The organism is Agrobacterium rubi TR3 = NBRC 13261 (assembly GCF_000739935.1).
GTDB classification, from domain to species: Bacteria; Pseudomonadota; Alphaproteobacteria; order Rhizobiales; family Rhizobiaceae; genus Agrobacterium; species Agrobacterium rubi.
In genome coordinates this window covers 1-22502 of record NZ_BBJU01000005.1, presented here as the reverse complement: position 1 = coordinate 22502, position 22502 = coordinate 1, and the positions used below count along the sequence as shown (strand labels likewise).

The window sequence follows — 22502 nt, the reverse complement described above, 5'->3', positions numbered from 1 at the left end:
ATAACGCCTGAGCCTATAAATCAAAGGGCGGCAAGATAATGACGGGCCATAGGTCAAAACACGACAATGGAACAAGATACAGCCGTCGGGACTTTAGACGCCATATAAAGCCCGGTTCTGGAAAAGAGATCCACATGCATTTGAAGAAACACGTTCTTGCCGCCCTCCTTGTTGTCGCATCATATTCCCATGGCTCGCCCGTCGGCGCCGCCAGCTTCGATTGCACCAAGACAGACCTGAAAGCTGACGAAAAGACCGTCTGCGAAAACCGCGCCTTGAACGACCAGGACGTGCGTATGGCAACGACCTTCGATATTCTCACACAATTGATGGCCATGGGCGCGCGTGACACTTTACGCACCGAACAGAGCGAGTGGCTGAAAACCCGCGAAGCCTGCGCGGCAGACACCGAGTGCCTGACAAAATCCTATGACGAGCGCATGAAGAAGCTCGGCGAAGCGTTTCAAAACATCAACCGACCGCTTTAAACCACTGAAATGATTCCAGCCATCAGCCCGTGCAGCGCGTCGCGATAACCTGTGCGGGCGGATGGCGCGTCTTCGCGTGAGGTCATGACAACCGAGAGCTTTCTCGACGGCACAATGTAGAGCATTTGCCCGCCGTAACCCCAGGCGTAATAGACCTGTTCCCCAGCCATTTCCTTGATGAACCAGCAATAGCCGTAGCCGTCACCGTTGAAGACGGAATTGGTGCGCTGCCTCCACGACTGGTCGATCCAGCCTTGCGAGAGGATTCGCTTGCCATCCGGCGTCACCCCACCGCGCCGATAAAGTTCGCCGAAGGCAAGCAGCGACCGCGCCGTCATCGCCATCTGGTTTCCACCCAGATAGATGCCCTGCGGGTCCCGCTCCCACGAGCCGATGGAAAAGCCGTCGAGTGGCGAAAACCAGTCGCGCGCCAATGCTAGCGTGGATTTACCGGACGCCTTGGTGAGAATGGCCGACAGAAGATGTGTGGACCCGGTGGAATACAACATGCCACCGCCCGGCTCTCCGGCAAAACCGGAGCCTAGCGCCATGCGCACCCAGTTGCGGCTGGACACCCAGCGCCCATAATTCGGCCCCGACATCCGCTCCAGACCGGATTGCATGGAGAGCAGGTTGCCGATGGTCACCTGCTCCAGTCGTGGGTCGGGATTCTGCGGAAAGTCGTTACGCAGGATCGAGGCGATCGGCTGATCCGGGCCTTGCAGGATTTGTTTGTCGATGGCGACGCCCACCAGCGCCGAGACGATGGATTTGGACGCTGACTTGATGTTCGTGGAACCGTTCAGAGAGGCCCCATGGTAAGCTCGGCTCACGACCTCCTTGCCGTCCATACTGACGATAACGGTCTTGAGACTTTGCAAGTCATCCGCTTTTTCCAGCAAGGGACCGATCCCGCCGGACTGTGCGCGGGCGGAGTAAGCGAAGGGCAAAGCGGCGATGAGGATGAGTGCGGTGCGTCTTTTCATCATTTTGATTTAGTGAGCGGAACAGCACAGAAAAGAGTGAAACGCGGGTCTTCACTCCATCGTGACTTTCACCAAAGCAACCGAGGACACCGAAATGCTAATCAAAATCAGGGTTTTGCATCCATTATCGGAATCAAATTGCGAGCCTGCTGAATCGATTTCTGATCCGATCATTCCTCGTAGATCATCTTCTTCGTCATGCCGCCGTCCAGAACCAGCACCTGACCGGTCATGAAACCGGCCCCAGCCAGATAGGTGACCGCATCGGCGATATCGTTCGGTCTGCCAACACGTCCAACAGGGTGTTGCGCCATATCTTTCTTGCGAAGGTCTGTGTCATCGGTGATCCAGCCCGGTGCAATCGCGTTGACGCGAATTTTGGGACCCAAGCTGACGGCCAGCGCATGGGTCAGCGCCACGAGCCCACCTTTGGAAGCGGCATAGGCCTCGGTTTCCGGCTCCGACATAAAGGCGCGGGTCGAGACCATGTTGACGATATTGGCACCCTCATCCATCAGCGGCACCGAAGATCGCGTCATCAGAAACGCGCCGGTCAGATGGCTATCCGTCACCTTGCGCCAATCGGCTAGAGACAATTCATGGATCGGCCCATTGTTCGGCGAGGCAATACCGGCATTGTTGACGAGAAGCTCCAGCCCCTTCCACCCCAATTGTTCGAAGGCGGCCTTCACCGAGGTCTCGTTGCCGACATCACAAGAAATGTGCCGCGCTTTCGTACGACTCTCCTTGATGTCGAACGACGCCACCGTCCAACCACCCTTCAGCAGAGCCTCGATAATACCGGTGCCGATCAACCCGGCCCCGCCGGTCACGATTGCGCGTTTCATGTCGTGTCCAGTTCTGATGTCATCACTACCCAGCCAACGTGTTGGAGAAGAAGCAGTTCCGGCGCGAAAAGTCGCCCTTGGCATACATGGCCATATGGAACATGCTGCGACCTATGCGACAGGGAAACAGAACAGTTCCAAAATTGGCGTCGGGCCGCCTCATCCTTCGACCTTTCGACATCATGGATGCACCGGCGTTGGCCCGCATCACCAACGATCCGCTAGTCCTGAGCAATCTGCTCCGCACGTCATCTCCCTTCACGGTGCACGACGCCCGAACGAGGATACTACGCTTTCGGAAAAACAATCTGCCCGTTTGGGCCATCGATAACGGCCAACTGATCGGCCTCATTGGCCTCGCCGGTGAATTCGGGCTGTGGCTGGCTCGCAATGCATGGGGCAAAGGTTACGGCGAAGACGCCAGTCGCCTTATCATCGACCACGCGTTTACGCAGATGAAAATGAAAACACTTCACGCCAACCCCATCAGCGATAACAGAGCATCTTGCCATTTGATGGAGAAGCTTGGGTTCAGGGATGTCGGGAGGACGCAGTCATTCTGCCGGCAGCGGAAGATGGTGGTTTCGCTGCGCCGTTATGAGCTAAAAAACGTTCGGTGAAGAAGGCATAACGTCCTTTTCACCGTCATCCTCGGGCTTGTCCCGAGGATGACGATGAATGTCAGGTTTACTCCGGCAGAATCCGAACAGCACCCTTATCCGCGCTAGACGCAAATGCCGCGTAAGCCTTCAGCGCCGTCGTGACATTGCGCTTGCGGTGTTCGGCTGGCTTCCAGCCAAGCTGATCCTGTTCGGCGCGGCGTGCTGCAAGTTCCGCATCTGGAACCTTAAGGTTGATCGTGCGGTTGGGGATATCGATCTCGATGGGGTCGCCCTGACGCACCAGCCCGATGGCGCCGCCCTGAGCTGCTTCCGGGGACGCGTGGCCGATAGAGAGGCCTGACGTGCCGCCGGAGAAGCGTCCGTCGGTGATCAGGGCGCAGGCTTTGCCCAGCCCCTTTGATTTCAGATAACTGGTCGGGTACAGCATTTCCTGCATGCCCGGACCGCCCTTGGGGCCTTCGTAGCGGATAACGACGACATCGCCCGCCTTGACTTCGTTGGACAGAATGCCCTTCACGGCTGCGTCTTGGCTTTCATAAACCACGGCTGTGCCGTTGAATTTCAGGATGGATTCGTCCACGCCCGCGGTCTTAACGATGCAGCCATCCAGCGCGATGTTGCCGTAAAGCACGGCCAGACCACCGTCCTTCGAGAAAGGCTTTTCGACCGAGCGGATGACGCCGTTATCGCTGTCGGTATCCAGCTCATCCCAGCGCGAAGACTGGCTGAAAGCAACCTGCGTTGGCACGCCGCCGGGTGCTGCCTTGAAGAACTGGCGCACGTTCTCGCTGTTGGTACGGGTGATATCCCAACGGTTGATGGCATCGCCCAGCGTCGCCTCATGCACCGTATAGCAATCCGTGTTGATCAGCCCACCGCGTTCTAGCTCGCCCAGAATACGCATGATACCGCCTGCGCGGTGAACGTCCTCCATGTGCACATCACTCTTGGCAGGCGCGACCTTGGACAGGCACGGCACCCGCCGCGACATGCGGTCGATGTCTTCCATGGTGAAATCGACGCCGCCTTCATGCGCCGCTGCCAGAATATGCAGAACGGTGTTGGTAGAGCCGCCCATGGCGATATCCAGCGCAATGGCGTTCTCGAAAGCAGCCTTGGTCGCGATAGAGCGTGGCAGAACGGTATAATCATCCTGCTCGTAATGGCGACGCGCCAGATCAACGATCAGATGACCCGCCTCAACGAACAGCCGCTTGCGATCCGAGTGGGTGGCGAGCGTCGAGCCGTTGCCGGGCAGCGCCAGCCCCAATGCTTCCGTCAAGCAGTTCATCGAATTGGCCGTGAACATACCGGAGCAGGAACCACAGGTAGGACATGCGGCACGCTCGATGGTGTCGACTTCCTCATCTGTCATCTTGTCGTCAGCAGCAGCAACCATCGCGTCCACGAGGTCGAGCGCGACCGTCTTGCCGTGCAGAACGACCTTGCCCGCTTCCATCGGCCCACCCGAAACGAAAACGGCAGGAATGTTGAGACGCATGGCAGCACTCAGCATGCCGGGCGTGATCTTGTCGCAGTTGGAAATGCAGACCATCGCATCAGCGCAGTGGGCGTTGACCATATACTCGACGCTATCGGAAATGATTTCGCGCGATGGCAGCGAATACAGCATACCATCGTGACCCATCGCGATGCCGTCATCCACGGCAATCGTGTTGAATTCCTTGGCAACACCGCCCGCCGCTTCGATTTCGCGCGCAACCAGCTGGCCGAGGTCCTTGAGGTGGACGTGGCCCGGCACGAACTGCGTGAACGAGTTGACGACGGCGATGATCGGCTTGCCGAAATCGCCATCCTTCATGCCAGTGGCGCGCCAAAGGCCACGCGCACCGGCCATGTTGCGGCCGTGGGTTGTCGTTCTGGAGCGATAAACTGGCATGTGCTTAGTCCTCGATTTGTCTGTCGCGAAGGCTTTCTCCCGCAGAGCAAACTGCCCCGCTCTCCGCTTTTGCAAGGCTTTTACTCCAAAGCCGCGCGCCTGTCACTGTCACCTTGCGGCAAAACAGTACGGTTCGGTACGGTACGGTTTATTCCGCCGCGTTTCGCCGCTCCGGCGTATAGCTCGGTGCGATGTGGGCCAGGAACGTCTCGTGATCGGGGCATTGCGATAGGCGCTGCTCAAATGCGTCCACCAGCCATGTCGCCGCCGGTCCGCACGGCGTGTCCGTCTTGCGCAACGCATAAAGCGGGTATTCGCCACCCTCGTAGGAATCAAGCTCTAGCGCTTTCAGATCGCCATTGATGATGTCATTGCGCACTACGGATGCAGGAAGCCCGCCCCAACCAAGCCCACCCTTGATGAGCTGATATTTGGTGGCGATATCGCTGACCCGCCATTTCTTGTAGGACAGAACGTTGAAATCCTTGCCCTTGGTCAGGCCCGACGTGTCGGTCACGACAAGCTGAACCTCCTCGCGCACGTCGGCCAAGGTCAACGGTCTGTTCAGACGCACCAGCGGATGGTCTGCCGCCGCAACCGGAATCATGAAGGAATGGCCGACCTTGTCGATGACAAGACCATCGTCCTGATGAAACATGGCCCCGCCGATGCCAATGCCCGCCTTGCGGTTCAGCACCATCTCCATGACCATGCCGAGTTCGCCGACACTGAGGTTCAGCGTGACGGTCGGAAACTGCACACGAAAATCCCGCAGCACCTCGACCACCGCTTCGGCAGGCACCATGGTGCTGATGGCCAGCGAAACCTCTGCTTCCAGCCCCTGCTTCAAACCCTTGGCCCGGGCGCGCAAATCCTGAAGTCCGGCGACGATGCGGCGCGCATGTTCCAGCATCGCCACGCCTTCTTCCGTCAGCTTGGGCTGGCGCACGCCGTTGCGCTCGAAAAGCGTCACTTCCAACTGCGCCTCGAGATTGGCAATGGTATAGCTGACAACCGACTGCGCCCGGTTCAGCGCGCGAGACGCGGCTGAAAAGCTGCCGGTTTCGGCGACGGAGAGAAACACCTGCAATTGGTCGAGTGTGGGGTTGGCTTCCATGGTCCATCCAGTTTTTCGATAGGTGACTTCCAGATTATCACAGTTTTCTAGATGACAACATTGACCGATACAAGCGGCAACGATTGGGTTCCCCTGCCCCATCCGACCTCCGAAATTGAAAACAAGGATATTTCAAATGTCGAAGATTCTTCTCGTGACCTCCAGCCCACGCGCTGGTGAATCGCTGTCCAACAAGTTTGCTGGCGACCTCGCAGCCAAGCTTCAGGCACAGACAAACGGTACGATCACGCATCTCGATCTCGGCCAGAACCCGATCAAGCACCTCGACACGACAATGACATCCGCCATTCGCAAGGCACCAGATGACCGTAACGCTGAAGAAGCTGTCGCTGCCAAGTATTCCGACGAGCGCGTCCAGGAACTGCTCGAAGCCGACACTATCGTCATCGGCACCGGCCTCATCAACTTCAACATCTATTCCGGCCTGAAGTCCTGGATCGACGTGATCGCCCGCGCCGGCCTGACCTTCACTTACACCGAATCCGGCCCAGTTGGCCTCGCAACCGGCAAGAAGGTTTACATCGTTCTGTCGTCTGCAGGTGTTTATTCGGAAGGTCCAGCAGCACCTCTGGAACATGCTGTTCCTTACCTCAAGACCGTTCTTAGCTTCATGGGCATGACCGACGTTGAAGTCGTTCGCATCGAGGGTCTTGCCTTCGGTCCGGAAGCTGCAGAAAAGGCGCTTGCCGCTGCGTCCGCCAAGGTCGAAGAGCTGGCCAAAGCCGCCTGATATGGGAAAAGCGGCGTTTCGCAACGCCGCTTTTCAAAATCTTCATAACGGCTGCGAGCCTCTCGCGGCCGTTATTTTTTGTCTGCAAACAAAGAGGCACCGCTCTGGTCGATGATCAGCTGCGCCTTGCGCACGGTAAAATCCACCGCATCGTCAAGGCTGGTAAACACGTCCGCGCGCACGAATTCATGCGTGAGCGTTTCGTCGCCCACCTTCTTTTCGATCCGTCCCGCCAGGCGGTACTGCCCACCTTCCTTCATCGGCGTCGCATAGATCACGCAATCCTTGTAGGGATGTGCCTCTGCTGTCTCGGTCTTCTTCGGCGCGTCGTCCGATGGGGATGAGCCGAAAGCGGAAAAGAGTTTCGAAAAGAATGAAGCCATGGTTTACCTTCCTGGTTTCCTGTCCGCAGAATGACACCAAAACCACCCTGCCCGATCATATCTCGCCATCAGATGATGAGATTGGCGAGGATTTCGTTTTCAGTAATATCCTCGTAACCCAGTCCTGCCTCTTCAAAACGCTTGAACAGCCCGCTGAAATTCTCTGGCTCGGTCGTTTCGATACCGATGAGGATGGAGCCGAAATTGCGCGCCGATTTCTTCAGATATTCGAACCGCGCAACATCATCATCCGGTCCCAGAAGATTGAGAAAATCGCGAAGCGCGCCGGGACGCTGCGGCAGACGCAGGATGAAATATTTCTTCACGCCCGTGTAACGCATTGCGCGTTCTTTGACATCAGGCAGACGGTCGAAATCGAAATTGCCACCGGAAACGACGCAAACGACGCGCTTGCCTTCCAGTTTTTCCCGGCCAAGCTGTTCAAGTGCTGCAATGGCTAGGGCACCCGCAGGTTCCAGCACCACACCTTCAAGGTTCAGCATATCGATGATCGTCACACAGATGGCGTTTTCGGGGATCAGTTCCACCTGCTCTGGCGGAAAATGCTTGAGCGCCTCGAAGTTGAGGTCGCCAAGCCGCGCGACAGCAGCACCGTCAACGAAATTATCGACCTTATCGAGCGTGACGGCCTTACCGGCTTCAAGACTTCTCTTCAGGCTAGGCGCGCCCACCGGCTCACAAAAAATGAAATTGCTGCTGGCGACCTTATCCGCAAAAAATCCAGTCAGGCCAGCTGAAAGCCCGCCACCGCCAACCGGCATGACCAGCAGATCCGGTGCCTTGCTGTCTGGCAACTGGTCGACGATCTCGGCGGCAACAGTCGCCTGTCCCTCGATAATATCCTTATGGTCGAAGGGCGGCACCATATAGGCGTCGTGTTCTTCCACATAAGCGCGGGCGGCGGCATAGCACTGGTCGAAAATATCGCCGATCAGCTTGATCTTGATGAACTCGCCACCAAAAATGCGGGTCTTGTCGATCTTCTGCTGCGGCGTCGTCACCGGCATGAAGACCACACCATGCACGCCGAAATGGCGGCAGGCAAAAGCAAAGCCCTGCGCGTGGTTACCCGCAGACGCGCAGACGAAAACTTTATTCTTGCCCGTGGTGGACACCGCCTTGCGCAGAAAGTTGAACGCGCCTCTAATCTTGTAGGAACGAACCGGCGTGAGGTCTTCACGCTTCAGCCAAATCTCGGCTCCATACCGGCGGCTGAGATGTTCATTCAACTGCAACGGCGTTTCGGGAAACAATTCCCGAACTTCCCGCCGTGCGGCCTCTACAAGCAATTTATCCACGATTTTCAATCCATTGAATTTCACGATGGCAACCGCTATGCCATAGGAAAACGCCTGACACAAAGACTCTTTACGCGCTTTCGGTACGGCTCACTCCATGAAGGTTCCCTTTTTTGAACAGCAACCTTTTGCGCGCAGTCCTCTACATCGCTTCGGTCTTCGGGCTTTACATGGCAACCGCCATGTTCGTGCCTGCCATGGCAGACCTCTATTACGGCAACAACGACTGGGCGGTCTTTGCCACCTCCGGCTTCCTGTGCGGCGGGCTGTCACTGGCCTGCGCGCTGGCTACCCGCGCGCCGATGCCGACATTCAACAAGCGGTTCGGCTTCCTGCTGGTCAATGTCCTATGGCTGGTCTTCTCGCTGATTGGCGCCGTTCCGCTCTATCTGTCGGAGCTCAATCTCTCTTTCGGGCGCGCTTTGTTCGAATCCGTTTCCGCCATCACAACCACCGGCTCCACCGCCATTTACGGGTTGGACAAGGCGCCGCAGGGCATTCTCATCTGGCGCTCGCTGCTGTGCTGGCTCGGCGGTATCGGTATCGTGGCACTCGGCCTTTTCATCCTGCCGCTGCTGCGCGTTGGCGGCATGACCTTCTTTCGCATGGAATCCTCAGATACAGCCAACGACCGACCGTTCGCGCGCCTTGCCAGCTTCACCAAAGCCTTCGTCGGCATTTATGTGGTGATGACGCTGGCCTGCACCATCGCATTCGATTTCGCGGGCATGACGCACTTCGATGCGCTGAACCACGCCATGTCGACGGTGGCTACCGGCGGTTTCTCCACCCACGACGCGTCTTTCGCCTTTTTCGGCAACAACGTCGCGCTGCTGTGGATCGCCACCTTCTTCCTCATCCTCGGAAGCCTGCCCTTTTCCGTGATGATCCTGCTCGCCGTGCGTGGCCGCATGGATATTCTCCACGATCCGCAAATCCGCGTCTTCATCGGCTATCTCTGCGCCATCTCGTTGGCCGTCGGCATCTATCACCACATCACGAACGGCGTTCCGCTCTACATCGCGCTTAGCCATTCCTTCTTCAACATGACGTCGATCCTGTCCACCGGCGGCTTTGCCAGTGACGACTATACGCTGTGGGGACCTTTCGTCGTGGTCGTCGCCTTCTTCGCCACCTTCATGGGCGGCTGTTCCGGCTCCACCGCAGGCGGCATAAAGGCCTACCGCTTCGTCATCGTCTATAATGTCGTGAAAACCGGCCTGAAAAAGCTGCTCTACCCTGACGCGGTCTACACCGTGCGCTACGGCGCCCAGGTCGTAGACGCCGAAACCATCCGCAACGTCTTCCTGTTCCTGAGCTGCTTCATAGCCCTGTGGATCGGCGGCAGCCTGGTCATGAGTGCCATGGGCTACGACTTCCTGACGGCAACCTCGGCGGTGGCCACCTCCCTCGCAAACGTCGGCCCCGGCATCGGCCCCACCATCGGCCCCGCCGGAAATTTCTCAACGATCAGCGACCCGGCGCTCTATCTGCTATCGCTGATGATGCTGCTGGGTCGTCTGGAGATTTTGACGGTGCTGGTGCTGTTGATGCCATTGTTCTGGAAGGGGTGAAAAGCACTTTACACTTTAAAGACGCCACATCACCTTTCATCGAATAGTTAAAGAGCGTCACCAAAGAAAAGAGATTTCATTTTGCGCAAATGTGCAAACAGAATGCCTTTTAATTGCCTCCGAAATCTTTTGAAAGGCGACATATATTCGGGATGCTTCATCTTTCCGACATTCGGCCAGACAGGCGCTGCAGCAACAAACTTTGTGCCAAAAAGCTGGTTTAACGCGTCAAGCACTGGCTGCACATTTCGACTATCGATATGCACATTCCCATCGGATACGCGTTCATTCAGCCATCCGTCAGTGTCCGTAAAAAACGCACGAAAATCGACGAGCGGCGCCATCTTGGACAAGCGAAGATTGATTTGATCTCGGATCGCCTTTGCATCGTCAAAGCAGGCTTCCTCTGACGGATAATCTCCGAGTGCAAGCCCAATGCGAGCTGGAGGAAGAATGCAGGAAATGGCAATTTGAGCCGGACACTGGTTGCGGAACTCTTCAACAGCCAAAGCGAACCTGTCACACAGCAGATCGACCTGTTTTCTGGTCGTCGTACCCTGGGCAACTGCTTGTTTTATCATGTGCACACGGCAATCGATTTCACCGAACGACAAAACAAGAATATCTTTTTTGGTTGGACGGCAATTTTGGGGCATCACAGACTTTATTCCGTCTCTCGAAACCCGGTGCATTGTAACAGGGCCACGCCAGAATAACTTGGCACCAGCCACACCGGCAAAACTCCATAAGGAATGGCTGTCGCCCAATGTATAGAGTATCGTATGGCCCGACTGCTTTTTCAAAAAGCCTCCAATTTCTAATATCCAATGTAGTTTATCGTCGGCAACGCCCTCAAATAGCGGCACGTGATACCTATAAACGACGTTGGATCTTAACCATGACTTATGAAGCTGGTGCGGACGGCGGGACTTGAACCCGCAAGACCATGGGCCGGCAGATTTTAAGTCTGCTGCGTATACCGATTCCGCCACGTCCGCTTGCAGTTTTTATCTACACAGCGCAGGCGGGTCCGGTCAACGGGGGTGATGATACCGTGTGTGATTTAGCCACACCAGGATGGATTTGCAGCACCGGCGCGGCGCGCCAGACCTTCGCGCACCAACTGATCGGCAAAAGAGACGCCAGCTCTCGAAAGGGTTGAGGAACCGCCCGCAGATGCGACCTGGAAGCCGCCAGCGTTCAGCATGTCGCGCAGGCGGACCTTGGCGGTAAAGCCTTTCTGGCGTTCTTCGAGGCAGCGCGCCTGTTCCGTATTAGGCACGTCGATGCCCGAAAGCTTCATTTTCACGCCCTTCATCCAGAAGGTGTTGCCGTCAGCCACGCAATTGTTGAGACCGGAGCGTCCGCAAAAGGCAAAGGTACCGGGCTTTTCGGTCAGCGATACGGTCTGCACCTGCGGACGAGGCGCTGGCAGCGTAGCAGATGCCGTTTGCATTGCTGCTGCGCCGGAAGGCATGGCGATAGAGCGCGGCGGAATAGGTGCGCCACTGGCTGGCAGAGCGACCGTCTGTGTTGGTATTGGTCTTTGTCGTTCGGAAGCCACCTCGCGGGTTGCGGGCTTGGGCGGTGGCAGGACCGTTTTCGACACAGAAGCGATGGTACCTTTCAGTTGCGGCAGGAGACTATCGCGATGCTCGTATACCTGAATGCCGCCAATCGCCACGCCAAGCAGCAACATCCAGGACCACAAGCCTGGGCCGCCAGACTTGGCGGAAGAACGGCGACGGGTTGCGGGTTTTCTCTTGCTCACGGCGGAACTCCATGTCTGCGGCACGCTGCGATCCTGATTGCGCAACAGGCCGTGAATTCGCTTTCTCTGCGCGTGGTGGCACACTCGACTGCCACGCATGACACGCTTTGAAGCGCATTATCGGTCCAAGGAGTTTCCGAAAGGTTGGCATTTGAAATAAATGCCGATCAAAAATGGGATTATCCACAGCTTGCTTGGGGATCAACGCACTTGATCGAGCAGGCGCTTGCATTCCAGAAGGTCGAACAAAGCCTCCTGCAACAGGGCGCGGTCGTCCTTGCTGATGCTGGATTTGCCGATGGAGATTTCGGGCGTGTCGTCTCCGGCACCACCAAAGCCAAAAAAACGGCCGCTGGGCTTTGCCTTGGGGCGACCGACGACCTCGTCTTCTTCAGCGCTGGCAACGCGTGGTTCCGCAGTCTCCCCGCTGGCTGCCATGATGGCTTCCATCGTTGCCATGTCGCCCGAAGCGATGGCAGAGACGAAGCGATTGCCATTGGTCTTGAGCAGCTTCTGCACGCCCTTGATCGTATAACCATGGTCATAGAGAAGGTGGCGAATGCCCTTCAACAGATCGACATCATCAGGACGATAATAGCGACGACCACCGCCGCGCTTCATGGGTTTGATCTGCGGAAAACGCGTTTCCCAGAAGCGCAAGACGTGTTGCGGCAGGTCCAGATCATCTGCCACTTCACTGATCGTTCGAAACGCGTCGGGGCTTTTATCCAAGATCAACTCCCATCCAGACCGAAGGCAGGATTCTAAAACACGACGCAAGGTATGATGCGAATCGACTTTATTTCAACGGCTTGACGGTTGAAATTCAACTATTTTCACAGGAAGAAAGGAATCGCTGCGTGTAAAAATCAAAGCGATAGCGCAGACGAACGAGTCTCAGGAACCGGATTTCTGGGTTTTCTGCTTGGCCTTGCGCGCCGAGTGGGCTTTGAGAATACGTTGCTTGAGAACGTTGGAGGCCTTGAAGGTCATGACACGGCGCGGAGAGATCGGGACTTCTTCGCCGGTCTTGGGGTTACGACCGATACGCTCGTTCTTTTCGCGGATTTGAAACGTGGCAAACGAAGACAGTTTGACAACTTCTCCGCGTGTGATTGCATTGCAAATTTCGTCGATAACGGTTTCAACCAGTTCGGCGGATTCGGTTCGGGACAACCCCACTTTTCGAAACACAGACTCGGCTAGATCCGCACGTGTCACTGTTTTCCCGGCCATATTTCCCCGCACCGCTCTCTTTTATTTTGCTGAACCGCTCAGAGATTATTGCCCTTGTCGCAACCGGTCAAGCAAAGTTTCCAGAATCGTTTAGGCATTTCCATTAATAGTGGCAATGGTTTACCGGCGATCATAAAGCAAACTTTACCAGCGCAGCAGAACGGCACCCCATGTGAAACCACCACCCATGGCTTCAAGCATCACCAGATCGCCCTTTTTGATGCGACCATCGGCAGCAGCGGCAGCCAATGCAAGCGGAATGGATGCAGCCGATGTGTTGCCATGCTGGTCGACAGTGATGACAACTTTTTCGCTGGGAATACCAAGCTTTTTAGCCGAGCCATCAATGATGCGGCGGTTTGCCTGATGCGGCACAAGCCAGTCCAGATCATCCGCCGTCGTGCCGGTCGCCTCGAATGCAGCTTCGATAACGTCCGTAATCATACCAACGGCATGTTTGAAAACCTCGCGACCTTCCATGCGCAAATGCCCGACCGTGCCGGTCGTGGACGGCCCACCGTCCACGTAGAGCTTGTCCTTGTGTGAGCCGTCAGAGCGCAAATTGGATGTCAGAATGCCGCGATCGGAGGTCTTGCCCTCACCCTCGCCTGCTTCCAGAACGACAGCGCCTGCGCCGTCACCGAACAAAACGCAGGTCGTGCGGTCGGTCCAGTCGAGAATGCGCGAGAAGGTTTCAGCGCCGATGACCAGCACGCGCTTGGCCATGCCGCCGCGAATATAAAGGTCGGCAGTTGCCATGGCATAGACGAAGCCGGAACAGACGGCCTGCACGTCGAACGCAAAACCGCTGGTAATGCCAAGACGGTTCTGGATGTTTACCGCCGTTGCCGGAAAGGTATTATCAGGCGTGGACGTCGCTACGATGATCAGGTCGATCTCATCAGGCTTGATGCCAGCATTTTCAAGCGCCGCGCGCGCAGCTAGTTCACCCAGCGACGAGGTCGTTTCCCCCTCGCCTGCGATATACCGCTGCTTGATGCCGGTGCGCTGAACGATCCACTCGTCCGTGGTCTCGACGATCGCTTCAATGTCCTGGTTCGTCATGACGCGCTTTGGAAGCGCTGCACCGTAACCACGTATAATCGAGCGGATCATCTATAGTTCCTCATCAACCACGAGCGCTTCGGGTGCCGGAGGCGGAAGACGTCTTGCGTGGTATGCTTTCAAATCATTTTCTATTTTCGCGGTCAAACCGTTATGCGCCATATCATAGCCCACATCGATCGCCGATGCGAAACCGAGCGCATCGGTGCTGCCATGGCTCTTGATGACGATGCCGTTCAGACCGAGAAACACGCCGCCATTGACCTTGCGCGGGTCCATTTTCTCGCGCAGCACATCAAACGCACTTTTCGCCAGGATATAGCCAATCTTGGCAATGAAGCTGCGGGAAATCGCCTCACGCAGAAGCGTGTTGATCTGACGGGCGGTGCCTTCGGCCGTTTTCAGAGCGATATTGCCGGTAAAGCCTTCGGTCACGACCACATCGACCGTGCCCTTGCCGATGTCATTGCCTTCAACGAAACCGCGGTAATCGATGGTCCCGAGATCCGCTTCACGGATGAGACGGCCCGCTTCGCGCACCTCGTCCTGGCCCTTGACCTCTTCGACGCCGACGTTGAGAAGGCCGACCGTCGGGCGGTCGATATCGAAAAGCGCGCGCGCCATGGCGCCGCCCATGATGGCAAAGTCGAGAAGCTGTTGCGAATCCGCACCGATGGTCGCACCCACATCAAGAACGATGCTTTCGCCGCGTGTCGTTGGCCAAATGCCTGCAATTGCAGGCCGTTCGATCCGCGCCATGGTGCGCAGGCAGAATTTCGCCATGGCCATCAAAGCGCCGGTGTTACCAGCGGAGACGACGACATCGGCCTCACCGACCTTCACGGCCTCGATGGCACGCCACATGCTGGAAACGTAACGGCCGCGGCGCAAAGCCTGGCTGGGCTTTTCGTCCATGGTGACGGACACTTCGCAATCGAAAAACTGCGATTTGTCCCGAAGCGTTGGAAATTGCGCGAGAATAGGTTCACATATGGCCTTCTGTCCATAAAGCAGAAAGGTTACATCGGTATGCCGCTCCAGTGCCTTTGCAGCACCTGGGATGGCAACATCAGGGCCAAAGTCTCCGCCCATGACGTCAATTGCTATTCTGATCACTCGTCCCTGATCCTTCTTACCGCTGTGCGGTGGAATTTTGCGCGAAAATACCGTTTCCGCGCTCTCTTACAACTGAATTATTGGTCATAACCAATCGCATTCAGTCTTTTTTCCAGTCCTTGAGCGCCGCGAAGGGCGATGGTTTTTGGTCTTCTTCTGCCTTCTCTTCACCGAAACCAGCGAAATCGACGTCCGGCTTGCGGGGATAGGGATCGATGGCAAGGGCTGCAAATTCAGCAACGACGACACCGACATCGATGGTGTCGCCGGTGAACTGATCCGGGCTGTCTGGACCATCCGGGTCCAAGACGATCTCGCCTTGCTCGTTGGTCATCATACGGGCCAGTTTTGAGCCTTCCGGCACGAAAATCTGCTCGATCTTCTCATTGATCACGCTCGAAACCGGTTCGAGCGTTACCACGCAAGACTGAGTGAGCGCGGCTTTCACATCGCCCGTAATCCTCAATCCATCCCTTTTCCAACGCGTAACCTGCAATTCGCTTTTCAAATATTCAACGGATACGACATCCCACAATTTCGCCAGCCCAACCAATTCCTCAGGACTCGCGGTGAGACCAATCCTGACGGGATTGGCGGAAATATGGCCTACCTTCACAGGATAGGAAAAAGGAACGTCGTCATTGGCCGCATGTTGCGAATTCATCGAAACCTCTTCAAACCGGGGCGGGCAGCGTCACGCGCCCAGTCGCAATCAAGTCTTCCGATTGCGCGGACAACGCATCGGCGGCCACCATCATCCAATTGGCAAGTCCGCGCATATCGGGCGCGGACGCGTCTGCCTGGGGGTATATATTGCGTGCAAGGGCTGCCGCAAGGGCTGTCGCGTCCGAAGCATCGAGCGCTGCGGCATAGGCTTCAAGCCGGCCGTAGAACATTCCAGCGAATTTCTTCATGCGTTTGGGCACACCCTGGTCACCGATGCCAAGCTCGCGCATGGAGTGATCGAGGTCCTGAAAAAAAGCGTCGATGATCTCTTGCGCAATCTCCTGGCCGCTGGTCGTGGCGGTCTTCATCCGGCGGAAATACAGAATCATCACGATGGCCAGAAGCTCGAAGCGACCCATGACCGTATCCGGCACGCCAAGGTGAAGATAGAAATCCGGATGGCGAGCGGCGGTCGTCAGCGTGGTATATTGCCGATCAACGATGGCCTGATTGTTGTTTTTCTTTTTGAAAAGGCCGAACACCATCGAAATTTCCGAATATTGATCGACGAAATCACGTCTCGCCCATTGCACTTGTTGCATGATTGCCAAAGCTGGTTTACCGAAGCATCCGAGAATTGCAATGCCGTTCAGGTCAGCTTGATCATCGGCCAATCATTGCATTCCTTTGTGAAACGGGGATTTCATGTCCCCGGATTGACATAATCGTGTGTACAGAAGCGGTACAACACGCAATGCCGGAAGGTGCCATTCATGATCGCAGTCGGGGAAACGCAGGTGAGCAAGCAGAAATCCGGAACGCAGACCAAGTTTCTCAGCAAGACTGCCGTGGCGATCGTCATCGCATCCAGCCTGCTGACGGCCTGCTCCAGCACCACCGACGTTTTCCACAATGGTTACGTGGCCGACGAACAGTCCCTCCAGCTTATCCCTGTCGGCTCCAGCCGCGAACAGGTATTGCTGACCATGGGCACGCCTTCGACAACGGCCACCTTCGGCAATGAAGTTTTCTACTACATCTCCCAGAAGCGCGTGCGCAAGGCAGCCTTCATGAAGCCGCAGCTGGTCGAACAGACCATTCTGGCAATCTATTTCGACAAGAACGGCGTCGTTTCGCAAAAGGCGAACTACACGCTTCAGGACGGCAAGGTGTTCGATACGATTTCCCGCACCACCCCAACAGGCGGCAAGGACCTCACCTTCCTGCAACAGCTTCTGTCTGGCGGCACCGCAGGCGCGGGTATCGCAAAGAGCATTCTGGGCCAGAGCGGCGACAACGGCAGCGGCTTCTGATCAAGACAATGAACGATTCAAAAAGCCCGCGAGACGATCTCGCGGGCTTTTTCGTTTCAGACGTCAGTGCGCCAGCACAGCCAGTAACAACAACGCCACGATATTGGTGATCTTGATCGCCGGATTGACCGCAGGGCCGGCCGTATCCTTGTAGGGATCGCCGACAGTGTCACCCGTCACCGATGCCTTGTGCGCATCAGAGCCCTTGAGATGCGTGACGCCATCCTTGTCGATAAAGCCATCTTCGAAGCTCTTCTTGGCATTATCCCAGGCACCGCCACCTGATGTCATAGAGATAGCCACGAACAGGCCGTTGATTATGACACCAAGAAGCGACGCGCCGAGTGCGGCAAAGGCCGAGGCCTTGGAGCCGGAAATAAGCAGCACGCCGAAATAAACGACGAGCGGCGCCAGCACCGGCAGCAACGAGGGAACAACCATTTCGCGAATAGCTGCCTTGGTCAGGATATCCACAGCACGACCGTAATCTGGCTTTTCCGTACCAAGCATAATGCCTGGCTTTTCGTGGAACTGGCGGCGAACTTCTTCAACGATGGAGCCAGCGGCCTTGCCGACTGCCGTCATGGCGATGCCGCCAAAGAGGTAGGGAATCATGCCCCCGAATAACAGTCCTGCAACCACGTATGGATTGGACAGGCTGAAGGAAATGTCGCCGATATCCTTGAAGTAGGGATAGAGATCGCCGTTGGCCGCGAAATAGGCAAGGTCATTGGAATAGGCCGCAAACAGCACGAGAGCACCAAGACCCGCCGAACCGATGGCATAGCCCTTAGTGACAGCCTTGGTGGTATTGCCGACTGCATCCAGCGCATCGGTTGCCTTGCGCACATCTGGATCGAGCCCCGCCATTTCCGCGATGCCACCAGCATTATCCGTGACCGGACCGAATGCATCGAGCGCGACGATCATGCCCGCAATGCCGATCATGGCAGTCACGGCAATGCCGGTGCCGAACAGGCCTGCGAGTTGGTAGGTCGACAGAATACCGCCGACGATGACGATGGCTGGAAGGGCCGTTGATTCCAGCGAGACGGCCAAGCCTTGAATGACGTTGGTGCCATGCCCTGTGACGGAGGCCTGTGCGATGGAATTGACCGGACGCTTGTTGGTGCCGGTGTAATATTCCGTAATGACGACGATCAGCGCCGTGACCAGCAGACCGACGATACCGCACATGAACAGGTTGGTGCCGGTGATGTCCCTGCCCGCCACGGTGCCGATGGAGCCCCAGCCGATGGTCAGCGACGTTGCGACCGCAAGGCCCGCAACGGAGAAGACGCCCGTGGCGATCAGGCCCTTATAGAGAGCACCCATGATGGAATTGTTGGTACCGAGCTTGACGAAGAACGTCCCGGCAATCGAGGTCAGTGCGCAAACACCGCAGATGGCCAGCGGATACAGCATGGCACTTTCAAGCACCGGCGCACCGGCGAAAAAGATCGCGGCGAGAACCATGGTTGCGACTACAGAGACTGCATAGGTCTCGAACAGGTCAGCGGCCATGCCAGCGCAATCGCCGACATTATCACCGACATTGTCGGCGATGGTGGCGGGGTTACGTGGATCATCTTCCGGAATACCAGCCTCGACCTTACCAACCAGATCGCCACCGACATCGGCACCCTTGGTAAAGATGCCGCCGCCCAAACGGGCAAAGATGGAAATGAGCGATGCGCCGAAGCCAAGCGACACAAGCGCGTCGATCACCTCACGCGAACCGGTCGCGTGGCCAAGCCCCGCTGTCAGCACGAGGTAGTAGATGGAAACGCCCAAGAGCGCGAGACCGGCCACCAGCATGCCGGTGATGGCACCGGATTTGAAGGCGATATCGAGACCTGCGGCAAGACTATGGGATGCGGCCTGCGCCGTGCGCAGATTGGCGCGCACCGACACATGCATGCCGATAAAGCCTGCGGCACCGGACAAGACGGCACCGATGATGAAGCCAATCGATGCTTCCGGCGACAGAAAGAACCAGACCGCGGCTGCGACGATGATACCGACGATTGCGATGGTAAGATATTGACGGGCGAGATACGCCTGCGCGCCCTCCCTGATATAGCTTGCTATTTCCTGCATGCGCTCGCTACCCTGATCGGCATCCAGAACGCTTTTCGTTGCCCACACCGCATACACCACGGACAGGACACCGCATAAAATTACCAATGCAATGACGGTCATTCGCACTTACCTCCAATGTGCCGGGCTCACTCCCTTCCCGGCGGGCGAAACCATGCGGGGCGAAAGGAGCTTAACCCTCACGCCAAGGTAAGCCGCGTCTTCCCCTCCAAGGAATAACGGCTTGCATGGCAAGGATGCGTTGGCGAAACCCGCCGCGTCAAGTCCGAAGATGACCGCGGGAAATCTTATCACTCTGATTCAGAGCGGTTTTTGCTTTTGTTTTAGAAAAAGGAAAAGAATGAGCAAAGACAGATGCCCACAAACTTGCCGACTGAGAAACTCAGCGGCCTGGCAGAGCCCATGATGGGCGCGCAATGGTCAAGCGTGAAGACATCGCGCTTGGTTCGTCCAGTTGGTGTTCGAGTCCCGGAACGGAAACGGCGCTCTGTCTTCCTAAGAGGGTTCTTAGCGTTTTGCCTCGCCGCGCACTTGCTTGGCAATACGGTCCAGAACCGCATTGACGAGCTTTGGCTCATCATGTTCGAAAAACGCACGGGCGATCTCGACATATTCGGTCACGATGACGGCAACCGGAACGTCCTTACGCTCCAGAATTTCAAACGTACCCGCACGCAGAATGGCGCGCACAGTGGTATCGAGGCGCGACAGCGGCCAATCTTCCTGAAGAGCGGAACGCACCAGCGGGTCGATCTTGGTCTGGTCGCGCACGACGCCCGCAACGATGGAACGGAACCATGAAGGATCGGCCTTCAGGTAGGTCTCGCCGTCCACTTCCTGACCCAGGCGATGCGCCTCATACTCGGCGACGACTTCCATCACGCCGGTGCCGCCGACATCCATCTGGTACAGCGCCTGCACGGCAGCAAGCCGCGCAGCACCGCGCTGGTTGACGGGCTTGGTCGACGGGGGGCGAGGCTCGGAGCCGTTCTCAGTGTTGCTCATAGTCTCAGCCACCCAGTTTTTTCTTCAGTTCGATCATGGTCAGCGCCGCACGGGCCGCAAAGCCACCTTTGTCCTTGTCGGAGCGGCGAACGCGAACCCAGGCCTGTTCTTCATTTTCAACGGTCATGATGCCGTTGCCGATGGCAAGCGATTCACTGACGGCCAAATCCATCAATGCGCGCGAAGATTCGTTGGACACGATATCGAAGTGGTAAGTCTCGCCGCGAATGACCATGCCGAGTGCGATGAAACCGTCATACTCCGTGCCGTCATTGTCAGCACCGTCGAGCGCCATGGCGATGGCGGGCGGGATTTCCAGAGCGCCCGGAACGGTAATGATGTCATAGGTGGCACCCGCTTCATCGAGCGCAAATTTCGCGCCGTCGAGAAGGGCATCGGCCATATCGTCATAAAAACGTGCTTCCACGATGAGAAGATGAGGCTTGGACATGGGAATTTCCTGAAAAGCTGCGCCGGATCATCCCGGCTTTTGGCGCGGTCAAACCATGGCTTGCACCGATTGGCAAGCATTTTTCGCGCATGGCAGGTCCGAGGTCTCGAACACCATCAGAAAATTTCGCAGTTTGATCGCAACAGGAATCTGTTTATTTTTGCGTGACAACCGCAGGAGCATCGCTTGCACAGCATCCCGATCATAGAAACCCCTCGCCTTATCCTCAGATCACATCACCTCGATGATTTCCCAGACTACGTGGCGCTGTGGGCTGACCCGGACGTCGTGCGTTATATCAGTGGAACACCAGCCACCCGCGAACAAAGCTGGACCAAAATGCTGCGCTCTGCCGGACACTAGCACCATCTAGGCTTCGGTTTCATGGCGATCGAGGAAAAGGAGAGCGGTCGTTTCATCGGCGAAGCGGGCTTCCATGAAGCGCGTCGAGAGATCACGCCCTCCGTCGAAGGTACATTGGAAACCGGTTGGATTCTTTTTCCCGATTGCCACGGCAAGGGTTATGCGTTTGAAGCCGTCTCCGCGCTGATCCAATGGGCAAAGGCAAACTTTCCGGACCTGCCGATGACATCCATCATTCATCCGGACAATCGCGCGTCGCTGAAGCTGGCAGGTAAGCTCGGTTTTGTGGAGATTGCCCGCACCAACTACAATGGCGAAATCGTCATTCTTTCGCGGACGGAAACTCCGCCAGCCTAGCGGCATAGCGCGCCATGGTATCAACTTCGAAATTCACGAAATCGCCCGGCTGACGGTCGCCCCATGTGGTTACAGATAGGGTGTGGCGGATGAGGAGAACGTCGAAATCCGTGCCGTTGACAGCGTTTACCGTCAGCGATGTACCATCCAGCGCGATGGAGCCTTTGGGAGCGACGAATTTCGCCAGATGTTCTGGTGCGCGAAGACGAATGCGCACCGCCTCACCTTCCGGCTCGATGGACAGTATCTCCGCCTTGTCATCCACATGGCCGGATACGATGTGACCGCCGAGTTCGTCGCCAATCTTCAGCGCCCGCTCCAGATTGACGCGCGTATCCTTCGTCCAGCTGGCAATGGTGGTCAAGCGAAGCGCCTCTTCCCAGGCCTCGACCTCAAACCAGCGTTCATTGCTGCCCTGTTCCGGCAGCTTCGTCACCGTCAGACACACACCGCCATGGGAAATCGATGCGCCGATGTCGATGGTTTTGGGGTCATAACTCGTCGCAACGCGCAGCCGCACGCCTTCCGGCAGCGCCTCAAGCTCGGACACGGTTCCGACATCAGTGACAATTCCGGTAAACATCAAAGCGGCCTTTCAAATTCAAAACAGCGATCCGGCCCGTAAGCAGTTTCGCCGACAAAGGTAAATTCCTCTGGGATATCGGCACGGGTGAGCGGGCTTTCAAGCCCGCCAGCGCCGATGACAACAGGGCTTTCGAACAGCAGAATACGATCCACGAGCCCAGCCTCAAGGAAGGATTTTGCGACGTAAGCGCCACCTTCGACCAGAAGCTCCGACATTCCGCGGTTGGCGAGAATGGTGAGGAGAGTGGCGAGGTCTGGGACTTCCAGGATTTCGACGCCCGAGGCTTCGAGGTGTTGGCGTTTGTGGGTGGCTTCGAGTTCGGACTGCTTGTGGGTGGCGCTACCCCCCTCTGTCCTGCCGGGCATCTCCCCCTCAGGTGGGGAGATTGGCTGGGCGCTTGCTTCGCTGGACATCTCACCCTCTGCGTCATCCGCTAACGACGTATCGAGCGCTGAAGAAGGGCGACCTGCCAACCACGAGCCGA

Annotated in this window: 24 protein-coding genes, 1 tRNA gene and 1 pseudogene; 6 read left to right on the top strand and 20 right to left on the bottom strand. The window is 56.8% G+C overall.

What is annotated here, in order from left to right; all coding sequences use genetic code 11:
* Positions 1–134: 134 nt before the first annotated feature.
* Positions 135–488, top strand: a complete 354-nt coding sequence (locus RRU01S_RS04075; RefSeq protein ID WP_045228987.1) for a lysozyme inhibitor LprI family protein — start codon at positions 135–137, stop codon at positions 486–488.
* On the opposite strand, the gene RRU01S_RS04070 is transcribed toward RRU01S_RS04075, so the two are convergent.
* Positions 485–1474, bottom strand: coding sequence for a serine hydrolase domain-containing protein (locus tag RRU01S_RS04070; protein ID WP_045229002.1), 990 nt, complete (start codon positions 1472–1474; stop codon positions 485–487). The genes RRU01S_RS04075 and RRU01S_RS04070 overlap by 4 nt on opposite strands.
* 170 nt (positions 1475–1644) lie before the next feature.
* Positions 1645–2322 carry an SDR family NAD(P)-dependent oxidoreductase gene (locus RRU01S_RS04065; protein ID WP_045228986.1) on the bottom strand — a complete coding sequence of 226 codons (678 nt, stop codon included), beginning with the start codon at positions 2320–2322 and terminating at the stop codon, positions 1645–1647.
* A gap of 86 nt (positions 2323–2408) precedes the next feature.
* Between RRU01S_RS04065 and RRU01S_RS04060 the strand changes: the two genes are divergently transcribed.
* On the top strand, positions 2409–2942 hold the full coding sequence (locus RRU01S_RS04060; protein ID WP_369346774.1) for a GNAT family N-acetyltransferase: 534 nt from the start codon (positions 2409–2411) through the stop codon (positions 2940–2942).
* Between the two features lie 67 nt (positions 2943–3009).
* Here the strand turns inward: RRU01S_RS04060 and ilvD are convergent, their stop codons facing one another.
* Positions 3010–4845, bottom strand: coding sequence for a dihydroxy-acid dehydratase (gene ilvD, locus RRU01S_RS04055; RefSeq protein ID WP_045228984.1), 1836 nt, complete (start codon positions 4843–4845; stop codon positions 3010–3012).
* 148 nt (positions 4846–4993) lie between these two features.
* A complete protein-coding gene (locus RRU01S_RS04050; RefSeq protein WP_045228983.1) occupies positions 4994–5962 on the bottom strand; it encodes a LysR family transcriptional regulator in 969 nt (322 codons plus the stop codon).
* Positions 5963–6098: 136 nt separating this feature from the next.
* On the opposite strand from RRU01S_RS04050, the gene RRU01S_RS04045 reads away from it, so the two are divergent.
* Positions 6099–6713 carry an FMN-dependent NADH-azoreductase gene (locus RRU01S_RS04045; protein WP_045228982.1) on the top strand — a complete coding sequence of 205 codons (615 nt, stop codon included), beginning with the start codon at positions 6099–6101 and terminating at the stop codon, positions 6711–6713.
* Between the two features lie 71 nt (positions 6714–6784).
* Here RRU01S_RS04045 and RRU01S_RS04040 read toward each other — a convergent pair whose 3' ends face one another.
* Both RRU01S_RS04040 and ilvA read right to left on the bottom strand, forming a co-directional pair.
* Complete coding sequence (locus tag RRU01S_RS04040; protein WP_045228981.1) at positions 6785–7096, bottom strand: HlyU family transcriptional regulator; 312 nt, start codon at positions 7094–7096, stop codon at positions 6785–6787.
* A gap of 68 nt (positions 7097–7164) precedes the next feature.
* Positions 7165–8439 (bottom strand): threonine ammonia-lyase, encoded by a 1275-nt coding sequence (gene ilvA, locus RRU01S_RS04035; protein ID WP_045229001.1) that lies wholly within the window; start codon positions 8437–8439, stop codon positions 7165–7167.
* Positions 8440–8528: 89 nt separating this feature from the next.
* Between ilvA and RRU01S_RS04030 the strand changes: the two genes are divergently transcribed.
* Positions 8529–9989 (top strand): TrkH family potassium uptake protein, encoded by a 1461-nt coding sequence (locus RRU01S_RS04030; protein ID WP_045228980.1) that lies wholly within the window; start codon positions 8529–8531, stop codon positions 9987–9989.
* A gap of 47 nt (positions 9990–10036) precedes the next feature.
* Here RRU01S_RS04030 and RRU01S_RS04025 read toward each other — a convergent pair whose 3' ends face one another.
* From RRU01S_RS04025 to RRU01S_RS03985, 9 genes are all read right to left on the bottom strand, one after another.
* The gene (locus RRU01S_RS04025; protein ID WP_131367763.1) at positions 10037–10792 is read right to left on the bottom strand and encodes an SGNH/GDSL hydrolase family protein; all 756 of its coding nucleotides are present in this window, start codon (positions 10790–10792) and stop codon (positions 10037–10039) included.
* A 109-nt stretch (positions 10793–10901) separates the two neighbouring features.
* A tRNA-Leu gene (locus RRU01S_RS04020) sits at positions 10902–10987 on the bottom strand.
* Positions 10988–11052: 65 nt separating this feature from the next.
* Positions 11053–11760 (bottom strand): hypothetical protein, encoded by a 708-nt coding sequence (locus tag RRU01S_RS04015; RefSeq protein WP_045229000.1) that lies wholly within the window; start codon positions 11758–11760, stop codon positions 11053–11055.
* Positions 11761–11961: 201 nt separating this feature from the next.
* Positions 11962–12492, bottom strand: a complete 531-nt coding sequence (locus RRU01S_RS04010) for a MerR family transcriptional regulator (protein WP_045228999.1) — start codon at positions 12490–12492, stop codon at positions 11962–11964.
* Positions 12493–12657: 165 nt separating this feature from the next.
* Positions 12658–12996, bottom strand: a complete 339-nt coding sequence (locus RRU01S_RS04005) for an integration host factor subunit alpha (RefSeq protein ID WP_045228978.1) — start codon at positions 12994–12996, stop codon at positions 12658–12660.
* Between the two features lie 144 nt (positions 12997–13140).
* Positions 13141–14112, bottom strand: coding sequence for a beta-ketoacyl-ACP synthase III (locus RRU01S_RS04000; RefSeq protein ID WP_045228977.1), 972 nt, complete (start codon positions 14110–14112; stop codon positions 13141–13143).
* Complete coding sequence (gene plsX / locus RRU01S_RS03995) at positions 14113–15177, bottom strand: phosphate acyltransferase PlsX (protein ID WP_045228976.1); 1065 nt, start codon at positions 15175–15177, stop codon at positions 14113–14115.
* A 100-nt stretch (positions 15178–15277) separates the two neighbouring features.
* Positions 15278–15841 (bottom strand): YceD family protein, encoded by a 564-nt coding sequence (locus tag RRU01S_RS03990; protein WP_045228975.1) that lies wholly within the window; start codon positions 15839–15841, stop codon positions 15278–15280.
* A gap of 10 nt (positions 15842–15851) precedes the next feature.
* Entirely contained in the window at positions 15852–16388 is a 537-nt protein-coding gene (locus RRU01S_RS03985) for a ubiquinol-cytochrome C chaperone family protein (protein WP_045228998.1), read from the bottom strand.
* Positions 16389–16616: 228 nt separating this feature from the next.
* Between RRU01S_RS03985 and RRU01S_RS03980 the strand changes: the two genes are divergently transcribed.
* Entirely contained in the window at positions 16617–17156 is a 540-nt protein-coding gene (locus RRU01S_RS03980) for an outer membrane protein assembly factor BamE (protein WP_045228974.1), read from the top strand.
* 63 nt (positions 17157–17219) lie between these two features.
* Here the strand turns inward: RRU01S_RS03980 and RRU01S_RS03975 are convergent, their stop codons facing one another.
* From RRU01S_RS03975 to ribH, 3 genes are all read right to left on the bottom strand, one after another.
* Positions 17220–19358: a sodium-translocating pyrophosphatase gene (locus RRU01S_RS03975; RefSeq protein ID WP_045228973.1), complete on the bottom strand. Its 2139-nt coding sequence runs from the start codon at positions 19356–19358 to the stop codon at positions 17220–17222.
* A gap of 405 nt (positions 19359–19763) precedes the next feature.
* On the bottom strand, positions 19764–20261 hold the full coding sequence (gene nusB / locus RRU01S_RS03970; protein ID WP_045228972.1) for a transcription antitermination factor NusB: 498 nt from the start codon (positions 20259–20261) through the stop codon (positions 19764–19766).
* A 4-nt stretch (positions 20262–20265) separates the two neighbouring features.
* Entirely contained in the window at positions 20266–20712 is a 447-nt protein-coding gene (ribH, locus tag RRU01S_RS03965) for a 6,7-dimethyl-8-ribityllumazine synthase (RefSeq protein WP_045228971.1), read from the bottom strand.
* 186 nt (positions 20713–20898) lie between these two features.
* Between ribH and RRU01S_RS03960 the strand changes: the two are divergent.
* Positions 20899–21432: pseudogene (locus tag RRU01S_RS03960) on the top strand (GNAT family N-acetyltransferase).
* Here RRU01S_RS03960 and RRU01S_RS03955 read toward each other — a convergent pair.
* Positions 21398–22015: a riboflavin synthase gene (locus tag RRU01S_RS03955; protein WP_045228970.1), complete on the bottom strand. Its 618-nt coding sequence runs from the start codon at positions 22013–22015 to the stop codon at positions 21398–21400. The pseudogene RRU01S_RS03960 and the gene RRU01S_RS03955 sit on opposite strands and share 35 nt — an antisense overlap.
* The coding region (locus tag RRU01S_RS03950) for a RibD family protein (protein WP_045228969.1) at positions 22015–22502 on the bottom strand (488 nt) is incomplete at its 5' end. The genes RRU01S_RS03950 and RRU01S_RS03955, both read right to left, overlap by 1 nt.

What these genes read in the sequence shown, in the direction of transcription:
- RRU01S_RS04075 (WP_045228987.1), top strand. Translation starts at nt 135, where the DNA reads ATGCATTTGAAGAAACACGTTCTTGCCGCCCTCCTTGTTGTCGCATCA.
- RRU01S_RS04060 (WP_369346774.1), top strand. Translation starts at nt 2,409, where the DNA reads ATGGCCATATGGAACATGCTGCGACCTATGCGACAGGGAAACAGAACA.
- RRU01S_RS03975 (WP_045228973.1), bottom strand. Translation starts at nt 19,358, where the DNA reads ATGACCGTCATTGCATTGGTAATTTTATGCGGTGTCCTGTCCGTGGTG.
- RRU01S_RS04050 (WP_045228983.1), bottom strand. Translation starts at nt 5,962, where the DNA reads ATGGAAGCCAACCCCACACTCGACCAATTGCAGGTGTTTCTCTCCGTC.
- RRU01S_RS03955 (WP_045228970.1), bottom strand. Translation starts at nt 22,015, where the DNA reads ATGTTTACCGGAATTGTCACTGATGTCGGAACCGTGTCCGAGCTTGAG.
- nusB (WP_045228972.1), bottom strand. Translation starts at nt 20,261, where the DNA reads ATGAGCAACACTGAGAACGGCTCCGAGCCTCGCCCCCCGTCGACCAAG.
- RRU01S_RS04065 (WP_045228986.1), bottom strand. Translation starts at nt 2,322, where the DNA reads ATGAAACGCGCAATCGTGACCGGCGGGGCCGGGTTGATCGGCACCGGT.
- RRU01S_RS03980 (WP_045228974.1), top strand. Translation starts at nt 16,617, where the DNA reads ATGATCGCAGTCGGGGAAACGCAGGTGAGCAAGCAGAAATCCGGAACG.
- RRU01S_RS04000 (WP_045228977.1), bottom strand. Translation starts at nt 14,112, where the DNA reads ATGATCCGCTCGATTATACGTGGTTACGGTGCAGCGCTTCCAAAGCGC.
- RRU01S_RS04005 (WP_045228978.1), bottom strand. Translation starts at nt 12,996, where the DNA reads ATGGCCGGGAAAACAGTGACACGTGCGGATCTAGCCGAGTCTGTGTTT.
- ribH (WP_045228971.1), bottom strand. Translation starts at nt 20,712, where the DNA reads ATGTCCAAGCCTCATCTTCTCATCGTGGAAGCACGTTTTTATGACGAT.
- RRU01S_RS03985 (WP_045228998.1), bottom strand. Translation starts at nt 16,388, where the DNA reads ATGGTGTTCGGCCTTTTCAAAAAGAAAAACAACAATCAGGCCATCGTT.
- RRU01S_RS03990 (WP_045228975.1), bottom strand. Translation starts at nt 15,841, where the DNA reads ATGAATTCGCAACATGCGGCCAATGACGACGTTCCTTTTTCCTATCCT.
- ilvD (WP_045228984.1), bottom strand. Translation starts at nt 4,845, where the DNA reads ATGCCAGTTTATCGCTCCAGAACGACAACCCACGGCCGCAACATGGCC.
- RRU01S_RS04070 (WP_045229002.1), bottom strand. Translation starts at nt 1,474, where the DNA reads ATGAAAAGACGCACCGCACTCATCCTCATCGCCGCTTTGCCCTTCGCT.
- RRU01S_RS04045 (WP_045228982.1), top strand. Translation starts at nt 6,099, where the DNA reads ATGTCGAAGATTCTTCTCGTGACCTCCAGCCCACGCGCTGGTGAATCG.
- RRU01S_RS04040 (WP_045228981.1), bottom strand. Translation starts at nt 7,096, where the DNA reads ATGGCTTCATTCTTTTCGAAACTCTTTTCCGCTTTCGGCTCATCCCCA.